At 57.5% G+C, this 15,804-nt stretch carries 19 protein-coding genes; 18 read left to right on the forward strand and 1 reads right to left on the reverse strand.

Annotated features, from left to right (window positions below; all coding sequences use genetic code 11):
• The first annotated feature begins 72 nt into the window (after positions 1 to 72).
• The 14 genes from ISS99_RS08315 (at position 73) to ISS99_RS08380 (ending at position 10,168) form a co-directional block, all read left to right on the forward strand.
• The gene (locus tag ISS99_RS08315; protein ID WP_239537806.1) at positions 73 to 1,596 is read left to right on the forward strand and encodes a serine hydrolase domain-containing protein; all 1,524 of its coding nucleotides are present in this window, start codon (positions 73 to 75) and stop codon (positions 1,594 to 1,596) included.
• 422 nt (positions 1,597 to 2,018) lie between these two features.
• The gene (locus tag ISS99_RS08320) at positions 2,019 to 2,282 is read left to right on the forward strand and encodes a hypothetical protein (RefSeq protein WP_204631146.1); all 264 of its coding nucleotides are present in this window, start codon (positions 2,019 to 2,021) and stop codon (positions 2,280 to 2,282) included.
• An 82-nt stretch (positions 2,283 to 2,364) separates the two neighbouring features.
• Complete coding sequence (locus ISS99_RS08325; RefSeq protein WP_204631147.1) at positions 2,365 to 3,153, forward strand: nucleotidyltransferase domain-containing protein; 789 nt, start codon at positions 2,365 to 2,367, stop codon at positions 3,151 to 3,153.
• 37 nt (positions 3,154 to 3,190) lie between these two features.
• Positions 3,191 to 3,619 carry a hypothetical protein gene (locus tag ISS99_RS08330; RefSeq protein ID WP_204631148.1) on the forward strand — a complete coding sequence of 143 codons (429 nt, stop codon included), beginning with the start codon at positions 3,191 to 3,193 and terminating at the stop codon, positions 3,617 to 3,619.
• 74 nt (positions 3,620 to 3,693) lie between these two features.
• Positions 3,694 to 4,152 (forward strand): hypothetical protein, encoded by a 459-nt coding sequence (locus tag ISS99_RS08335; protein ID WP_204631149.1) that lies wholly within the window; start codon positions 3,694 to 3,696, stop codon positions 4,150 to 4,152.
• A 122-nt stretch (positions 4,153 to 4,274) separates the two neighbouring features.
• Positions 4,275 to 4,745 (forward strand): hypothetical protein, encoded by a 471-nt coding sequence (locus tag ISS99_RS08340; protein WP_204631150.1) that lies wholly within the window; start codon positions 4,275 to 4,277, stop codon positions 4,743 to 4,745.
• Positions 4,746 to 4,776: 31 nt separating this feature from the next.
• On the forward strand, positions 4,777 to 5,235 hold the full coding sequence (locus ISS99_RS08345) for a hypothetical protein (protein ID WP_204631151.1): 459 nt from the start codon (positions 4,777 to 4,779) through the stop codon (positions 5,233 to 5,235).
• Between the two features lie 75 nt (positions 5,236 to 5,310).
• Positions 5,311 to 5,760 carry a hypothetical protein gene (locus ISS99_RS08350; protein WP_204631152.1) on the forward strand — a complete coding sequence of 150 codons (450 nt, stop codon included), beginning with the start codon at positions 5,311 to 5,313 and terminating at the stop codon, positions 5,758 to 5,760.
• A gap of 298 nt (positions 5,761 to 6,058) precedes the next feature.
• On the forward strand, positions 6,059 to 6,463 hold the full coding sequence (locus ISS99_RS08355; RefSeq protein ID WP_204631153.1) for a hypothetical protein: 405 nt from the start codon (positions 6,059 to 6,061) through the stop codon (positions 6,461 to 6,463).
• Between the two features lie 111 nt (positions 6,464 to 6,574).
• A complete protein-coding gene (locus tag ISS99_RS08360) occupies positions 6,575 to 7,048 on the forward strand; it encodes an SRPBCC family protein (RefSeq protein WP_204631154.1) in 474 nt (157 codons plus the stop codon).
• A gap of 58 nt (positions 7,049 to 7,106) precedes the next feature.
• Entirely contained in the window at positions 7,107 to 7,529 is a 423-nt protein-coding gene (locus tag ISS99_RS08365) for a tetratricopeptide repeat protein (RefSeq protein ID WP_204631155.1), read from the forward strand.
• Positions 7,530 to 7,676: 147 nt separating this feature from the next.
• Positions 7,677 to 8,003 (forward strand): DUF3601 domain-containing protein, encoded by a 327-nt coding sequence (locus tag ISS99_RS08370; RefSeq protein ID WP_204631156.1) that lies wholly within the window; start codon positions 7,677 to 7,679, stop codon positions 8,001 to 8,003.
• 609 nt (positions 8,004 to 8,612) lie between these two features.
• Positions 8,613 to 8,969 (forward strand): DUF1428 domain-containing protein, encoded by a 357-nt coding sequence (locus tag ISS99_RS08375; protein WP_204631157.1) that lies wholly within the window; start codon positions 8,613 to 8,615, stop codon positions 8,967 to 8,969.
• A gap of 146 nt (positions 8,970 to 9,115) precedes the next feature.
• A complete protein-coding gene (locus tag ISS99_RS08380) occupies positions 9,116 to 10,168 on the forward strand; it encodes an alpha/beta fold hydrolase (protein ID WP_204631158.1) in 1,053 nt (350 codons plus the stop codon).
• Positions 10,169 to 11,107: 939 nt separating this feature from the next.
• On the opposite strand, the gene ISS99_RS08385 is transcribed toward ISS99_RS08380, so the two are convergent.
• Positions 11,108 to 12,934, reverse strand: coding sequence for a hypothetical protein (locus ISS99_RS08385; RefSeq protein WP_204631159.1), 1,827 nt, complete (start codon positions 12,932 to 12,934; stop codon positions 11,108 to 11,110).
• Positions 12,935 to 13,376: 442 nt separating this feature from the next.
• On the opposite strand from ISS99_RS08385, the gene ISS99_RS08390 reads away from it, so the two are divergent.
• The 4 genes from ISS99_RS08390 to ISS99_RS08405 all read left to right on the forward strand — a co-directional run bounded on the left by ISS99_RS08390 (position 13,377) and on the right by ISS99_RS08405 (position 15,780).
• Positions 13,377 to 14,180: a hypothetical protein gene (locus ISS99_RS08390; RefSeq protein WP_204631160.1), complete on the forward strand. Its 804-nt coding sequence runs from the start codon at positions 13,377 to 13,379 to the stop codon at positions 14,178 to 14,180.
• Between the two features lie 85 nt (positions 14,181 to 14,265).
• Positions 14,266 to 14,760 (forward strand): hypothetical protein, encoded by a 495-nt coding sequence (locus ISS99_RS08395; RefSeq protein ID WP_204631161.1) that lies wholly within the window; start codon positions 14,266 to 14,268, stop codon positions 14,758 to 14,760.
• A gap of 73 nt (positions 14,761 to 14,833) precedes the next feature.
• A complete protein-coding gene (locus ISS99_RS08400) occupies positions 14,834 to 15,268 on the forward strand; it encodes a hypothetical protein (RefSeq protein ID WP_204631162.1) in 435 nt (144 codons plus the stop codon).
• 77 nt (positions 15,269 to 15,345) lie between these two features.
• Positions 15,346 to 15,780, forward strand: a complete 435-nt coding sequence (locus tag ISS99_RS08405; protein WP_204631163.1) for a DUF4826 family protein — start codon at positions 15,346 to 15,348, stop codon at positions 15,778 to 15,780.
• Positions 15,781 to 15,804 lie beyond the last annotated feature (24 nt).

The raw sequence follows: 15,804 nt of genomic DNA on the forward strand, positions 1-15,804 counted from the left end.
CCGATCGGCGGAGTTGCCGCATCCAAGGGATCAATACCGCCACGTCGGCCGGTAATCCAGAGAGCACTCTCCATGATCGACCGCACTTTTATCGTTCGGGCTACGGCTCGCGCGCTCCGGCTCGCTCCCTTGTGGGCATCCATTTCGCTGTGTTGCGCATCGGCTCCGTCCATCGCCGCACCACTCATGCACCCGCAATTGCCCGATTCGCCGGTGGGCCGGCTCGCCGGCGAGCTGATCCGTCACGTCAATACCGACAGTCCCGCGCAGCTCCGTCAATGGGCATCAGGTGTCCTGTCGTCGTCGGTCGCCTCCGACGACAAAGCCGCGTTTATCACCGATCTCGCCTCTGTCGCGAGCGAGAGCGGCGGCGTGAATGTGTTCGATGTGCGCACCGACCCGCATCAACCGGGCATGCTCGAAGTAGCGGTCAAGGCACACCGTCATGCTCAGGCCGCCGCCTTGTTCTGGCTGCAGACCGATCCGGCGCATCCGGACCAGCTGGCACAGGCCATGTTGGTCGAAATGGACGACCCGCTTTTTGACAACTGGCCCAAGGGGCCGGTGTCGCACGCGGAATTGGGAAAGCTGATTCACGTGGTGTTGGATAAGCTCGTGAGCCAATCCGATTTCTCCGGTTGCGTCACCGTTGCCGATGGCGGCGAGATCGTATTTGACGAATGCCGCGGCCTGGCGGACCGCAGCTTCAACGTGCCGATCGATCACCAGACGAAGTTTCACATCGGCTCGGTCGGCAAGATGTTCACCGCGGTTGCCATTGCGCAGCTGGTCGAAGCCGGCAAGCTGTCGTGGAACGACACGCTGGCAAAACTGGTGCCGGAATATCCCGACCAGGCAACGGCGAAAAAGATCACCGTGTGGGAACTCCTGCATCACACGTCGGGCCTTGGCGATTTCATGGTGCCCGACTATTTCGACCACTCCACGAACTTCATCAACCCGGCCGACTATCTCGGCCTGATCGCCCGCCAGCCCAAGATGGGCGAGCCCGGCAAGGGGTTGAGCTATAGCAACGCCGGCTACGTGCTGCTCGGGCGCATCATCGAGAACGTGTCGGGCGAAAATTATTTCGACTACATCCAGCAGCACATCTTCAAACCCGCGCAGATGACCTCCAGCGGCTTCGACAGCGCGGACCAGATCGTGCCGGAGCTCTCAGTGGGCTACTACCACGACGATGGCGTGTTCTCCCCTACGTGGAAGGCCTGCTGGGTGAAGAACGTCTACAAGGGCAGTCCCGCGGGTGGCGGCTATTCCACCAATGCCGATCTGTTGCGGTTCGCCAAGGCCGTGCAGGGCGGCAAGCTGCTTGGCCCGGCAACGCTGGCAAAGATGTTCGACGGCGTCATACCCGCCGGCGCCGGCGCCATCGGAGCCGGCATCGACGAACGCCTTTCGCACGGCCGCCACATCCGTGGTCATCAGGGTGGTATCCAAGGGACGACGACAGACCTGGAGATGGTGTGGGAGACCGGCGCGGCTGTCGCCCTGACCAGCAATGAAGGCATGTCGCAGCACTGGTTGCTGGCCGAATATATCGCCGACCTGCTCGCCGCGGAGGGCGCAAAAAACTGACGGTGTCAAAGCGCGCCAGGGAAGGCCGCGCATTCGACTTCTTTTGCATCCAGGGATAGAGTCCGGTTTCGGCCCGGATCCGCCATTGGCCATCTTCCTGATGCCTTGGGGGGCGGATGTTTCAGGACGGCTTTCGAATCCTGGCGACTCGGCCGAAAGGAACGCGCTGCAATCGGATGGCTCAAGGGGATCTCGGTGAGAAGGCTTTTGATAGCTGTTGGCGGCTATCTATGCCAAGAAGCGGATGCCCACATCGGGCAGCGGCATCGCCTTCACGAGGTCCTGGGCCTGGGCCGCTCCCGCAGTGTGCCTATCGGCGATCTTTGTCCTCGTGCTCGGGTCGGGAATCAAACTGTAGTGACGAGCGTCCGTGTGCCATCCATTTCGACTTGCAACAACGAAGTGCCAGGATGCCTCTACCGATGGAAAACGCGTTGATTCTCTTTGCGCTAACAAAACGCGGCCTCGGCGATTTGCTCGCCGTGGCCCGTCAAAGCCGAACGCTGATCTGGGTGAATCACGGGATAGTGGATGCATCGGAACTGGAGCGGCTGAGAGCCGATGGCATCGACCTCACGCATTTCACTCGCTGGATAGACCCGTTCGACCGCGAAGCCGTTTTAGTGGCCGTGACGACCATCCGGGAGCATCACCCGGACGGCGCTATCTTCGTAGAATCGATTTGAAACAGCCTTGCCTCCGTGCCGGAGATGGCATGAAAGGGCAGCCACACTTGAGAAAGGCCGTCCGGCCTGAATAGCAAAGATCATGATTCCAGCATCTGTAAGTAACGAAATAAAACGACGCATCGAGCGAGCCGAGTCGGAACACGACGTGCGAGTGCTGCTGGCCGTTGAATCGGGCAGCCGTGCCTGGGGTTTCGAGTCGCCCAATAGCGACTACGACGCCCGATTCATCTATGTGCATCGAAGGGACTGGTATGCCTCGATCGACCTGGAAGACCAGCGCGACGTCATCGAATACGAGATCGTCGACGATATCGACTTGAACGGCTGGGATCTGCGAAAGGCACTGCGCCTGTTCTGGAAATCCAATCCAGCCTTCGTGGAGTGGATTCAATCGCCGATAATCTATAAACAATTCGCCGCTTTTCGCGAACGCGCGCTGGAGTTGCTGCCCTCCACATACTCTTGCGATAGCGGCGTCTATCACTATCGAAGCATGGCGAAGAGAAACTATCGCGGCTACCTGAAATCGGAGCTGGTGCCGTTGAAGAAATATTTCTACGTGTTGCGACCGCTGTTGTCCGTGCGTTGGCTGGAGCGCTACGGCAATGCGGCGCCGATCGAGTTCCAAAAGCTCCTGCATCTGATTGAAGACCAGCCGGCACTGCTGGCCGATATCCACGCATTGCTGGAAAGGAAAAGAGCGGCTCCGGAAATGGGGCTCGAGCCTCCCGTCCCTTCCATTCAGGCATTTATCGAGATTGAACTGGAACGCCTCGACAGGCTGAATCCATCAAAGCCGAATGGTTCGGCGACGCTCGATGCACTCAATGGCATTTTTCGCCGATGCTTGGCGGATGCCTGGGCTTGAGGATATTTGAAGACCACATCGGTTCTTGAGAGGAATCATGCACGTGCTTTCCAAGGCTTTGGCGATCTTCGCCGCGACGTTCATTCTTGGCTGCTCGGCCGCAGCGCCTCCTACAGCCCTCTTAACTGTTGGCAGCGCCCACGTCTCTGCGCAGCTCAACCACGTTTCTCATCATCAGGACTCGCTCTTCATCCATGGAGAACTCACCTTGAGTGACGCGTCCAGGAAACTCAAAAGTGCGAACCTCAACTGCTTCGCCTTGACGCTCGACGGCACGACGAGTGAAGGTATTTCCGCGGATAGCATTGCTTCCATACTCATCGATGCCTATCACGCAGACGCGAACGGCCAGATCAAGGCGCCCGTCTACTGGGTGTTCCCGGCCGGGAAGTTCGCAGATTCGCCCAACCTTTCCACTGCGACTTTAAGGCTCAAGCCGGGGCAGCAGGCCTGTTTCAACTACTGAAGGACATTTTTCGACCTGATGCAGACGATGTCCGTCTCTCATCCGGAGAAAATCTCCCCATACAAGGAATACAGATGGCCCGTGATTCCATCGAAAAAATCGACGACTGGCCCCAGCCGTCAACGGTAGGCGAAGCCAGTATCAACGCTTGCCGCAGTCCGTACCTGATCTCGTATGCGACACGTGACGCACGACTTGCGGTGATTGAAATCCATCAATGCCATTACCTGGTCTACGGCCATCCCAATGATGAGTCGCTGCATGGACACCCACTGTTCAAGTCGGGACTGGACTATTACTCGATCCATAGAATAAGAAACTCAAGCCTCATAGAAATGCTTGAAATGCGCAATGCGGTACATCCAATGCACAGCAAGGCAAGATTTCTTGCCGACATGGACCACTATCTCGTGACATTCCAGGACGCCACATTGGAGTTTGTAGCCAGGGTCAATGAGAAATTTCCGCTGACCGTTCACATCTTCAACGATGCGGCGCATGCGGAGGCATCACTCGGCAGAAATGTGACTTGACGATCGAGCACGGCTGATCTTTCATCGCGCCAATACCTGGATCTCCGACCGATCATGAAGTTGCACGACACCTATTTTCGCCCCAAGCGGTCACCAGGCGCGACGACGCGCGTGGATAAGTCATGATCACAAGAACGATTGAACTCACTTTCGCCATCACGATTTTGGCCATATTGACGTCCACCCCATCCGTGGCGTCCTCGGTCGCGCCCGAGGTGGCCACCGTTTGTGAACTGACTCGCTTTGGGCCAGCGCAAGAGGGAGCGATATTTCGCGTCGACGGTATCTACAAAACGGATTTCAGGCACTTCGCTATGTTGGTAGATGCCAAGAACGACCGTTGCTTCATTGATCTTGGAGTCAAGCAAAGCGATCTTGACGGATCAGTGGCAAAGTTCAACCAGGCCGTGGTGGATACAGCCATGCGATCCGCGCCGGGTATTGGTCATTGGGTGGACGCGGAGGTTGTTTTTCATTGGGTGACTTTGGAGCAAGATTCATTCCACTTCCACACCAAGTCCCCCGTTGGAAATCTTGAATTTCTACGAGTTTTTCATTCAACACCGATACCGCGATCAACGGCCAGCCAATAAAACGTCACGATCTGGCTCAAGGGGGAAAAGCATGAAAAAACTGAGCGCAAACGGCGCTTCCCTGTTGGCAGCTTCGATGCTTCCCGCCTTATTCTTTGGTTTTGCCACCCATTCGGTACTTGTCGCGGTGATCGCTCTCGTAATCGCGCTGGCATACGCTTGGATACTTGCGTTTCCAATTATTCTCCTGCTTCAAAAGCGCCAATGGTTCCGCTGGTGGCTTGTTATCGCTGCGGGAGCGCTCGTTGGGGGTGTGCCATCTGCCATTTGCTCATGGCCTTATTTTTCAGGGAAAGGCAGCGGATACTCGGCTTGGGATGGAACGAAGCTTGTCGCCTATGTCGTGGATGGAAAGCCAACTTTGGCGGGCTGGAAATTGTATGCCGATACGGTTACACAAATGGCTTTCTGGGGTGCCGGGTGTGCCTTGTGTTACTGGCTGACTTGGCGACTCCTCAAGGGTTTGGAGGGCAGAGATGCTGTCACCTGAGTCGCGGAGACAGCCGCTTACGACCCGTGGTGGGCGTCCGTAGATACATTTAGCATTCGCTTTGGGAGGATGGCGATGCCATTAACGCGACAACAACATCGATTGGCTGATCGCCAGGCGAAGAAGAAGATTCGGCCCAGCGCGCTTACGCCAATGCTTGGCAAGAATGGGCCCCAAACGGGTGACGAAACCGTGTCGTGCCCATGTTGTGGTGAAGCGATTTACCCGAAGACGAAGGACTATTTCCCCCGACCAGGAACATTCAAGCAGTACCGCTGCGAGCACTGCGGCACTTGGCTCACCATCGACCTCCGATCCCGAATCAAGCTCATTGCCGTGTCATCCATGGGCCTCATAGTAAGCTGCGTCATCTACCTCAAGCTGTTGATCGCCTTGGGCGTCCCGGTGCGAGAACACCAGAATGCCGTCCTCTGGCCATTTGCGATCGTGACTTTGTTTGGCGGAGAGCATTTACTCGCTCGGTATATGCAAAGAATTGCCCGATGGAAAGACGTCGAAAATTGATGCGCCGGTAGACGGGGCGACATGAAGTTTCCGCTTTCGACTGCGACTTCAGCCGGTCAGCGCAACACATTGCTGGAGGATTGAGGGGCATGGCCAATCTCTATAACGGATGCTCAATGTGCCATCACAGAGGATTGCGCCCCGGCATACTCGACACGAAGCACGGGGACTACGGCGTCCAGGCCAAGTTCCCGCCGAATTGAATCAACCCCGCATCGGCGGAGCTTGTTGTTTACCCTGCCGTCCACCCCAGCGCATCCGCTAGACTGTCCGCAGCCGGGACGACAGGGGAGCGGCGATGTCTGATATTGAGCAACTGCAGTTGCTTCTGAAGCATGCGGCAATCGGCTTTGCCATGGCGCAGTTAGTCGGCACTTTCGTTGTCACGTGGGGCGCCAGGTTTGCTGCAGCTACACGCTGGAGGTTCGTGCAGGCCTTTGCGGTGTCATTCATGCTGCAGTTTATCGTCGTTTTAATCGCGGCGGGCTTTGGCAGCGTCGTGTACGACCATCCCGACCATCCAGGCGTCGCGCTATGCATCGCATTGCCGCTGACGATCTGGGCGCAGACGAATATGGCGCATTTCACCTTTCAATTGATGAATCCAGCGACGCCCCTGGCGCGTTCGTGCGTGTTCGGCCTAGTCTATTTTGCGACCACCTTATTACTTCCCGTCGCCGCGATTGAACACTTCTTCGGCTAGCCGCACCCTTAGTCGCCTATTGCTCCATGGGAGCACGTGGGAGCTACCGCAGGTGTGTGCGGAGCTTCGGTAACCTGAAGACCACGAATGCGCTGCTTTTGACTTCGAGCCATGAATCCAGCACCTCGCCACGACAGCGAAATCCCCGCACGCTTCAACGAAGAAGTGGTTCTGGATAAACCCGCTTCCGCGGTCTGGAAGCATCTCGTCGACCTTCACAGCATGCGCGAATGGCTCGGCGGCGACGATTATTCCGTCGAAGTGGAAACGACCTGGGTACCGGGGAGCACCATTGTCATCCGAGGCAGGCACCATCTTTCATTCGAAAACACGGGCGTAGTCCTGGCATTCCAACCATGCGAAGAACTGAGCTTCACTCATTGCAGTTCTTTGTCCCGCCTTCCGGATCAGCCGTCGAGCGACACGAAACTAAGCTTCGTCATCCAGGCGGACGGGGACCGAACGGTTCTGAAGTTCGAAGCATCCGGATTTCCCACGGTGGCCATCTACAGGCATTTGCACTTCTATTGGGCCGGAACGCTTGATATCTTCAAGCGGCACGTAGAGTCGCGACAAATCGTCTGAGGGACGATGTCCGCTTCCTACCCATGACCGAATCGATCAGCAACCCGGGGAGAGAACCATGGAGTTGGATGATTCCGTTCACGCTCAAATACAAGCCCTGTGCAAACAGGGTGACAAACTGGCCACGGCGCGGCACTTTGATTTGGCCCGCGAAAAATACGAGTCTGCGCTACAGCTCCTGCCCGGCGACCATAAGCAGTGGGAGGCGGCAACCTGGATCTATGTCGCCATTGGTGACGTGCATTTTCGCACTGCCGATTATGAAAAGTGCTTCAAGTGCTTTTTCAATGCGGTGCAATGCGCCAACGGCCTGGGCAATCCCTTTATCCATCTTCGCCTGGGGCAGAGTTATTTCGAGGCGGGGAACCTGGATAAATCGGCAGATGAGCTGACCAGGGCCTACATGGGTGCCGGGCTGGACATCTTTCTGGAAGATGACCCCAAGTACCTGGATTTCCTTGAAACGCGCATAGATATCTGACTGGAATGCTTCGCTTTATCATGAGCGGGCTGCAGATTAAGCCGGTCGATGCAACACCCCAGCTACTCGCGCAGTCTTTAGTGCGCTGCATCGACCGGCTGAATCCGCAACCCAAAACGGACAGTTCCTGGCAGTGGCTTATGCGGTTTGGTCGACGTTGAAATCTACCTATGGCTGGACATGGCGATGCATGCGAGACGGATGGACTGGCAGCACGTAATCACGGAATTTCAGGGGCTTGAAGCGGGTAGAAGCTATTCGGTCCTCAGGTCATTCGTTGATGCGGATGGCGATGAACATAGGGCCGGGGAAAGCTGGCGGCTGCTCGGCAGCATGTTCTCGAAGTTCGACGACCTGGTGACCTTGTGCGTGACACTCAGGGACGGTTCGCAGTGCGAGGTGCCGCTGATTTGGCGTCCCGAAGCTCAGGGTCAGTTAGTCGAGAAGTTTTCGGAATATCTGGCCGCGGCATGATATCTATGCGCGAAGGGTTCAAGCAGGCTGGGTTGCTAGGTAAGTGCCCGCTTTCGACCCTAAGCGGCCATTTTTTTGATCAAAGAAAGTCAAATGCCTAGAGAAAAATGGTTGGCGGACAAACCTGCGAGCCACGCCGCCTTGAAAGCACTTCGAGATGCTGTGCCTTCACTTCCTGAGGCGTATCTCGACCTACTTTCTAGAGGTGATGGTGGCGAAGTCGAGCTAACGGTTTCACCTCCTAATCTTCGTATTGATTCCGCCGAGCTTGCTCTGGATTATTGGCGAAGCGGAACCTACACCATGTAGGGTGTATTTGTTTTTTTGGGAATGAGGGTGGCGTCTATCTTGCATTTGATATGCGCGGTCAAGAACCATGGCCCGTGATCTCCTTCGACCCGATCGATCCTGACGGCAGCATCGAGAAAGTGGCAGACAATTTCTCAGAGCTTTGGGGTCTGATAAGGGTTGAATGAAAACTTCGGTACACCCGCTTCCGAGCCGGAGCGGACAGCCTCTCCAGAATCCCCGTGTCGATCCCGCAGGCGCTCATTCGTCGCGTACATGCAGGTGACCGTGTCGGCCACCCTTCTCGCCAAGGTGACAATCATGTCCTACATCGATGGTTTCGTGATCGCCGTACCCAACGCCAACCGCGAACAGTTCATCGCGCACGCCCGAACCTTCGACGCCATTTTCCTGGAGTTTGGCGCCATCCGAGTGGTGGAGTGCTGGGGCGAGGATGTGCCCGACGGCAAGCTCACCGATTTCCGCCGCGCCGTGCAGGCGACACAGGATGAATCGGTGGTGTTCTCCTGGGTGGAATGGCCCGACAAGGCCACTCGCGATGCCGGCATGGCGAAATTCATGCAAGACCCGCGCATGGAAGCCGCCGCTCACTGTCCTTTCGATGGCAAGCGCATGATCTTTGGCGGCTTCAAGACGGTGGTCAGTCTGCCGGACTAAGGGCTTTGAGCTGCGCTTTTCAAGGCAACTTCAGCTTCCGGCCCAAAACTGACAATGTATCGTCGTATGACTTGTTACCCACGCACCTAGCCGACAACTCGTCCTAATGTGCCATCGGCAGAACCGTGCCTACCTTTGGTGAGCGTATGAACAATTGGTTGATTGCGGCCGGCCTGATCGCAGGATTGCTGACGTCTGCGCCTTCGGCTGCAGTTCACGCGCCCGCAGCATGTAAACCAGGTACAGAGATCTCGGAAGAAGGTTTCGTGCCGATCGACGGGATCGAACAATGGGTGACCATCCATGGTGCGAATTGCGCCAATCCTGTTGTATTGATGGTGCATGGTGGCCCGGGCAATCCATCGACACCCTTTGCAGAAAAGCTCTATGGTCCGTGGGAAAAGGATTTCACCCTCGTTCAATGGGATCAGCGCGGCAGCGGCAAGACGTTTGCGCAAAATCCCGACACGGCCAACAGCTCGCTCACGATGGCACTGATGGCAAGGGACGGCGTTGATGTTGCGACCTATGCGACGCATCGTCTGGCCAAGCGACAGGTGATCTTGTTCGGCGGATCCTGGGGTTCGGCGCTGGCAGTCAACATGCTCAAGCTGAGGCCCGAGCTGTTCTCCGCCTATCAAGGCACATCACAGCTGGTCGAATATCACGCGAATCAGGACGCGACCTACAAGCGCGCTTTGGAGCTGACGCGCGCTGCTGGCGACAACAAGGCGATTGCGTCGCTCAAAGCTCTTGGCGCACCACCCTGGGAAAATCCGCGCGCCTTCGGCATTGTCCGCCGGATTACCCGTCGGTACGAGGCAAAAGCCACTCAACCTGCACCGGACTCGTGGTGGCAGTACCCGTCGCAGTACGGGACCGCGGCCTACCAAGCGGCCTATACCGCCGGCGAAGACTATTCATACATGCAGTTCGTGGGCATGAGGGGCGATGGCATGCTCTCGCGCATCGACTTGCCAGCCCTTGGCACGACCTTTCCTATGCCGATCTTCATCATCCAGGGCAAAGAAGATCTCCTCACCATGCCGGTCGTTACCAAGGCGTATTTCGATCGCATCCAGGCGCCGACCAAGAAATACATCGTGCTCGACAAGGTAGGTCATGATCCCAATCCGCTCATGATCGACGCACAGTTCAAAGTGCTGAAGACGCAGATCGCCCCGCTAATTCACGACTAGATCGAACCAGTCGTACAGTTCACAGGTTCCAGGGAAGGAACCTTTCCATTTTCGACAGGGCTGACGATCTGTCTACGGGTGTTGGTGCCTGGAGAGCAGCAGTCATCAGGCGATGACGGTATGTCGTGAAGAGTTCGCTTCCGACCCAATGCAGACCTAATTAGAGGGACACAAGGTGACGAAAGATGAGGCTCGAAGGCTGGTCGAGGCGAGGATATCAACGTGGCGACCCATGGCGCCTGGGGCCGAAATTGTGATCGTCGACGCCTCAACCACAGAAACCGATTCTGGTTGGATATTCTTCTATCAATCGAAGCAATATCTCGAAACAGGGTTCTGGAATATGCTCTGGCGGGGAATGCACCATTTATCGTTGATCGCGATAGCGGGGATATCGTAGAAACGGGAACGGTGCACTCTATCCAGCACTACATCGAGGAATATCAAGATAGGTGCAGATAGATGAGGTCTGCCTCCGACGGCGGCCCGAAGTTCACGTATGAGGTGAGTATGGTTAAGCGGAGGGCCGCGAAATGATCTTCGCGTTATTTTTTTATCTGGCTTTCGCCGCGCCCATGTTTCTTCTGCTCATTGGTGTTTGGTACGCGGTCAGGCGTATGCATGATCCTTGGAGGTCGCTCGTTCTCGTTGCGATGGCTACGCTTCTGCTGACGCCGTCGTTGGGCCCAGCAACTATCACCGTGGTACCTGTCCCGTTCGGCTTCTTGTTCACCGTTACACTATTCACTTGGTCTTGGGGTGAGCTTGCAGGGTTGGTAGGCCTGTTCCCGCTCTGGCACGCCATAGCTTTTCCATCTACCGCTTTGGTTTCGTACCTTTTGATTCGAAGACTTCTTTCTGGCAATTCGTTCAGGTGAGACACCTAGCCAGCATGTCCGCTTTCGACCCAAACCCGACAATCCAGGCAACCAGCCTCACTCATGCCCGCTGCGTAACGAGCGAACGCAGCGTAGCCGTTTCAGCCTGAAACGCCGCGATCTGCCCATTCAGCCGATCGATTTCACCGTTCAACTGCTCGATCTTCAGCGCATGCAGGTCCAGGCCAACGTGGCGCGTCGCCCAGCCGATCAGTTCGATTTCGTCGGGCCTTAGCGCGTGTCCCGACGGCTTGGGGCCGACGATGGCCACGCCGATCAACTCGTTGCGGTTGATCATGGGTGCGACCAGGCAGCCGGTAAGGGCACCCTCGTGCGCTTCGATCGGTTCCGGCGCGGCACGCACGCTCACCAGCGCGGGGAGATTCACGTCGAGCTCGGCCGGCGCACTGGCGATGCTGCCTGCCGCTCGCGTGTAGCTGCCCTTCTCCGCCACATAGACCGCCGCCTCGGCGCCACCTGTGTAATGACTCAGGGCGCGGGCGAAAGCCGATGCCAGCGACGATGCCTCGGTGACAAAGGAAGCCTCTTTCACAAACCGGCGCAGGTCCGCCTCGGCTTTCTTCCAGTGGCTGAAGAACAGGCTCTCGATCACGTGCTCGACCCAGTCGCGCACCCGATGGAAGGCCAGGAACACGCCGACCGCGACGGCCGCATCCACCAGTACGTTCTTTTCGCGTCCGCCGATGGACACGAAGTGATCCACGGCCCATTCGACTAGCCCGAAGGTGGCGAGCAAACTTGCGCTCACCACCGCGTAGACCAGCGTGCGGTTCACCGCGAAACCGATATCGATGACGCGATGACGCAGCACCGCGTAGGCGAACACGCTGGCGCCCATGATCGTGCACACGATCAGGATCAGCACCAGCGGATTGGCCAGCGTCCATTGGGTACCGGTCAGGTTGATCAGGACGCCCATGAGCTCCAGGCACGACAGCAGGCCGATGGCGACCAGCATGAAGGCGTAGCGCGTGCGATCCATGCCGCGGGCTTCGCGCCATGCGGCACCGAGCGCGAAGATCGCCAGCAGCAGACCCGCACCCAGCAACGTGGTTCGCCCCACCACCACCGCGTGAGCATTCAGCAGCGATCTTCCCACCAGGGCCGACCAGACATCGTTGCCGGTCAAGACTGCCGGCATCAGGGCGTAGGCGCCCAGGGCGATCATCCAGCCCCGCGGGATGTTGCCGCTGGTCTCCCGGCGCGCAACGAGGGCGAAGGCGAGGAACAATACCGGCGGCGCGTACTTCACGGCCGTCGCGACGCAGTAGAACGCAGGGAAGAACCAGGCGGCGCTTTCGGCCAGATTGGGAGCATTGCCGGAGCAACTGAGGCAGATCAGCGCAGCGCCCAAGAGCAGGGTCGACGCGCGGCGACCACTGCGCAACGCCACAAACACGCCGATGAGGCCTGGAATGCTCATGATTCCGCTCAAGAACACAACCAGGCGAACTTGGGCTGGCGAAGCAGCCGGGACAGGCACGGCGATCATTTCGTGATGTGAAACTGCGCCGTTGCGCCGAAGGGTGAACCCGACCGCCTGGCCGGCCCGGAACGAGCGGAATCCATCGATGGCTCGGTCGTAGCCGATGGCGTCACCTTGGCGCACGCCGGCCATCGCCAGCGGACTGCCCGGCATCACGGCAATGACGGACCAGTAACCGTCCGGGTCCGGTCGATTGAGATCGCCCAAGACACTGCCTTCGGCCACCGATCCTGCACCCGAGAAGCCGTTTGATACATCCCACATCGACCCAGCGTTGTGGACGAGCACCAACAGCCCGAGCACGACGATGAAGACCTGCCAATAACGCGAGACGCGCGCCGGCTCCCCCTGGCTGGCAACCGTGCTGCTCGATGCTGTCACGATGATGAAGTCCCCGAGAATTCCCGCCGATTAGGGTAATGGACGCCGGCTTCGCAGGCGAGCGTCCAGCAGGCTAATGCTCTCGTGTTCCCGACGGCGTGAGGTGCATCCATCTCGTAGCGCCCTCCCCCGCTGCCGTCAGAATTTTTCCCTGCACCGGCCACTCGAACAGCACCGGTGCCATTGCATAATGGTGCAAACAGGGGAGGCAAGATGAAACGGACCATTGCAGACTCGTTGGGGCTATTTGCAGTGTTGGCTTCCCGGACAGCGGCAAGCACCCAACCTCATTCCCTGCTGTCTGGACAGATTGGCGCAATGCCTGGCAAACAAAGCATTGGATGCGCTCAGGGAACGAAGCAGTCGACCCCGTAACGTACCCGCCTCGTCCGATGCGAAAGGCACTCAACACTCACGGAACGAAGAGATTGGAGAGTCGGGAATGACCGTATCCACGCAAGCGCTGCTTTTAGCTTTCCTGCTGACGGTTTCCGTGGGTGGAGCAAAGGCACAGGACGCGAAACCGCGCCCTGCGCGAGACACGCTCCTCTCATCGATCGACCTGGCGCGATCTTTTGGCGCCAAATCAAACTGGCGCTTCATGGTTGTGCAGAGCCCCGAGACCACTGATCAGGTGGTCGGACCAATGCCCGGGAAAATCACGCTGTGCATTACCCACGACGGCGGGGCATCGTGCCTTCCCGACCTTGACCACATTTTGCGCCCGCCTTCGGGAGGCGACGGGTATTCCGATCCGCATTATTTGATCGATGCGCGGATCGTGCGTCCTCGTAACGACCGGCCCCTCCTGCTCATCCGGGTCGCCAGCCAGCACTCCATGGACGGCGATCAGCGTCAGGCAACCGTGGCCCTGGCTTACGACTCTACCCGAGACGCCTTCACCCCCGTTTATGAAAAGCGGACAAACAGGAACAACGATCAGGAAATCCGCTATTTCGCCGAGGGTCCGCTAAAGGGAGCAATCATTTCCGCCGAACCGACCGAAGACGCACCATTTGGCTTCTGGGTCATTGTCGACCGGCTTGGTGCTACAGGTGTATACGAGCAAATCCTGCGCTACCGCAGTGCGACTCGATATGGCGACGGCAATACCCTCCCCGTTATCGACTCCGAAATGCCGAACATCCTGAGGCAGCTCAATCTCTGGCATCCCGGCATGGCACTCCCCCTTCCAACTGGAAAATGTGCAAAGCCGCGGCTGGTTGGGCAGGAACTATGGTGCTAATTGGAAATAGACTATTGGCTACCGGTGCCACGCGGACGTTTCAACGAGGCCGCTGGTCGACACTTCACCCCGTTGAGATCTCGGAATGATTGAACGCCTGGTGTCCTCGTATGTGCCGGGGCGAATAGTCACGACTGGCAAGACCGCACAGTTGGGATGGTTGATATTTCGCGCGGCAAAAGTTGGTCAGGCCTTCATTTTCGCAACCATGCTTATCCTAACCTCGTGTGCGAGCGACTCAGTGTCCGTTCGCCTCGCTAAATCCGAGGTTGTCGGCACCTATTACTTCGGTGATGGGATCGGTCCTGGTGAAGAATTGGTGCTTCACAGCAACGGCACATTCGACAGCACTATAAGTGGAGACCTGATCACCAAACCAGTCGGATCTGGCGGCACGTGGACACTCGACGCCGAAAAGATCACGTTTCACGACGCCGTGCTGGCACGAGGTGGAAAGCCGTTCCATACCTTTGCACTTACACAAACATACAAGAATCAGATCGTCCTGATCCCGGGCGATGATGCCAAAAGAAAGCACGTCAGCCTTAATTTCGTTTACAGGAAGCAGCCCGATAAATGAGATCCAAATATCTGCTTAGGGCAGCACCGCTTTCCGTGCCGCTTAAAATCGGCTGCGACGACGGAGCTTACCCATGAATAGCGTGAGGCATTGGAGGCATCCCGGCGGCAGCGCGATCCAGCATCGGACGCGCAAAGCAATGCATCCGCATGATCGGCACAAATCCCTATTTGCCTACGGCGGCATAGCGGAAGTCATCGACGCCGAGGAAAGGTTCTCAATGGCCGCATTGGGGAGAAGCAACTTGAACTTGTCGAAGCAGGAATCGGCACTTGATCTTCGAGAAGCTCTTATCAATTTAAGCTGCTTGTCGAAAACTGACATGCACCTTCTGTGTACGGATCGGGACAAACAGGTGCTCACCGACGCAGGCGATTACCTGGCGGCGCACCCCGACCCAGACCTGTCCACGCTGAACCCAAATTGGAATGAAGGAATTAAGTTCTGTGATTCCCAACATCCCGATCCAAGGGTCACTGTCAACTACGTGACCACTGGCGCAGAATGATCGGCAAGCGTGGCGGTCCTCGATCCGGTGCGGTCACCGCCAATACCTGAAAGCTGCAAAACCTTTGAGCCTAATGCATGGATTACGACAACCCGGAAGTCGAAGAACAGTGGTGCGCGGAGCGTCGCAACGACGTGTCTGCCTATTTACAGCGACAGGGCGTCCAGCACGGACAAGTTGGCGAGTGGGCAGCTTGGCATTTGGCGCCCTACGTGGCGATCTGGGCTATAGAGAGCAAGGTCGCGCCTGGACACGTAGGCTGGTGGGCTATTTCGGGCGACCTGCCCACGGACTATGTTTCCGCTTCCGCCATCAAGCACCCTCGCGAGGCAATGGCTGCCATAGCCGCCCGCTGGCGCGACATAGCGGAAAACCAGCGGTCTGGCCAGATCATGCCCGGCATCTCGATGGGGAATCCCACCAACTGGAAAGATCTAGCCCCATTGCTGGCGGCCCGCGCTGCGTTGCTGCAAGACTGGGCAACCGAACCAGGGTTGTGGGAAGGCCTGTAGGCTTTTTTTAAAGGCCGGACCCAG

The organism is Dyella mobilis, assembly GCF_016904945.1.
GTDB lineage: Bacteria > Pseudomonadota > Gammaproteobacteria > Xanthomonadales > Rhodanobacteraceae > Dyella_B > Dyella_B mobilis.

Coding starts and splice junctions, on each gene's coding strand:
- ISS99_RS08315 (WP_239537806.1), top strand. CDS start 73: ATGATCGACCGCACTTTTATCGTTCGGGCTACGGCTCGCGCGCTCCGG.
- ISS99_RS08320 (WP_204631146.1), top strand. CDS start 2,019: ATGGAAAACGCGTTGATTCTCTTTGCGCTAACAAAACGCGGCCTCGGC.
- ISS99_RS08325 (WP_204631147.1), top strand. CDS start 2,365: ATGATTCCAGCATCTGTAAGTAACGAAATAAAACGACGCATCGAGCGA.
- ISS99_RS08330 (WP_204631148.1), top strand. CDS start 3,191: ATGCACGTGCTTTCCAAGGCTTTGGCGATCTTCGCCGCGACGTTCATT.
- ISS99_RS08335 (WP_204631149.1), top strand. CDS start 3,694: ATGGCCCGTGATTCCATCGAAAAAATCGACGACTGGCCCCAGCCGTCA.
- ISS99_RS08340 (WP_204631150.1), top strand. CDS start 4,275: ATGATCACAAGAACGATTGAACTCACTTTCGCCATCACGATTTTGGCC.
- ISS99_RS08345 (WP_204631151.1), top strand. CDS start 4,777: ATGAAAAAACTGAGCGCAAACGGCGCTTCCCTGTTGGCAGCTTCGATG.
- ISS99_RS08350 (WP_204631152.1), top strand. CDS start 5,311: ATGCCATTAACGCGACAACAACATCGATTGGCTGATCGCCAGGCGAAG.
- ISS99_RS08355 (WP_204631153.1), top strand. CDS start 6,059: ATGTCTGATATTGAGCAACTGCAGTTGCTTCTGAAGCATGCGGCAATC.
- ISS99_RS08360 (WP_204631154.1), top strand. CDS start 6,575: ATGAATCCAGCACCTCGCCACGACAGCGAAATCCCCGCACGCTTCAAC.
- ISS99_RS08365 (WP_204631155.1), top strand. CDS start 7,107: ATGGAGTTGGATGATTCCGTTCACGCTCAAATACAAGCCCTGTGCAAA.
- ISS99_RS08375 (WP_204631157.1), top strand. CDS start 8,613: ATGTCCTACATCGATGGTTTCGTGATCGCCGTACCCAACGCCAACCGC.
- ISS99_RS08380 (WP_204631158.1), top strand. CDS start 9,116: ATGAACAATTGGTTGATTGCGGCCGGCCTGATCGCAGGATTGCTGACG.
- ISS99_RS08390 (WP_204631160.1), top strand. CDS start 13,377: ATGACCGTATCCACGCAAGCGCTGCTTTTAGCTTTCCTGCTGACGGTT.
- ISS99_RS08395 (WP_204631161.1), top strand. CDS start 14,266: ATGATTGAACGCCTGGTGTCCTCGTATGTGCCGGGGCGAATAGTCACG.
- ISS99_RS08400 (WP_204631162.1), top strand. CDS start 14,834: ATGAATAGCGTGAGGCATTGGAGGCATCCCGGCGGCAGCGCGATCCAG.
- ISS99_RS08405 (WP_204631163.1), top strand. CDS start 15,346: ATGGATTACGACAACCCGGAAGTCGAAGAACAGTGGTGCGCGGAGCGT.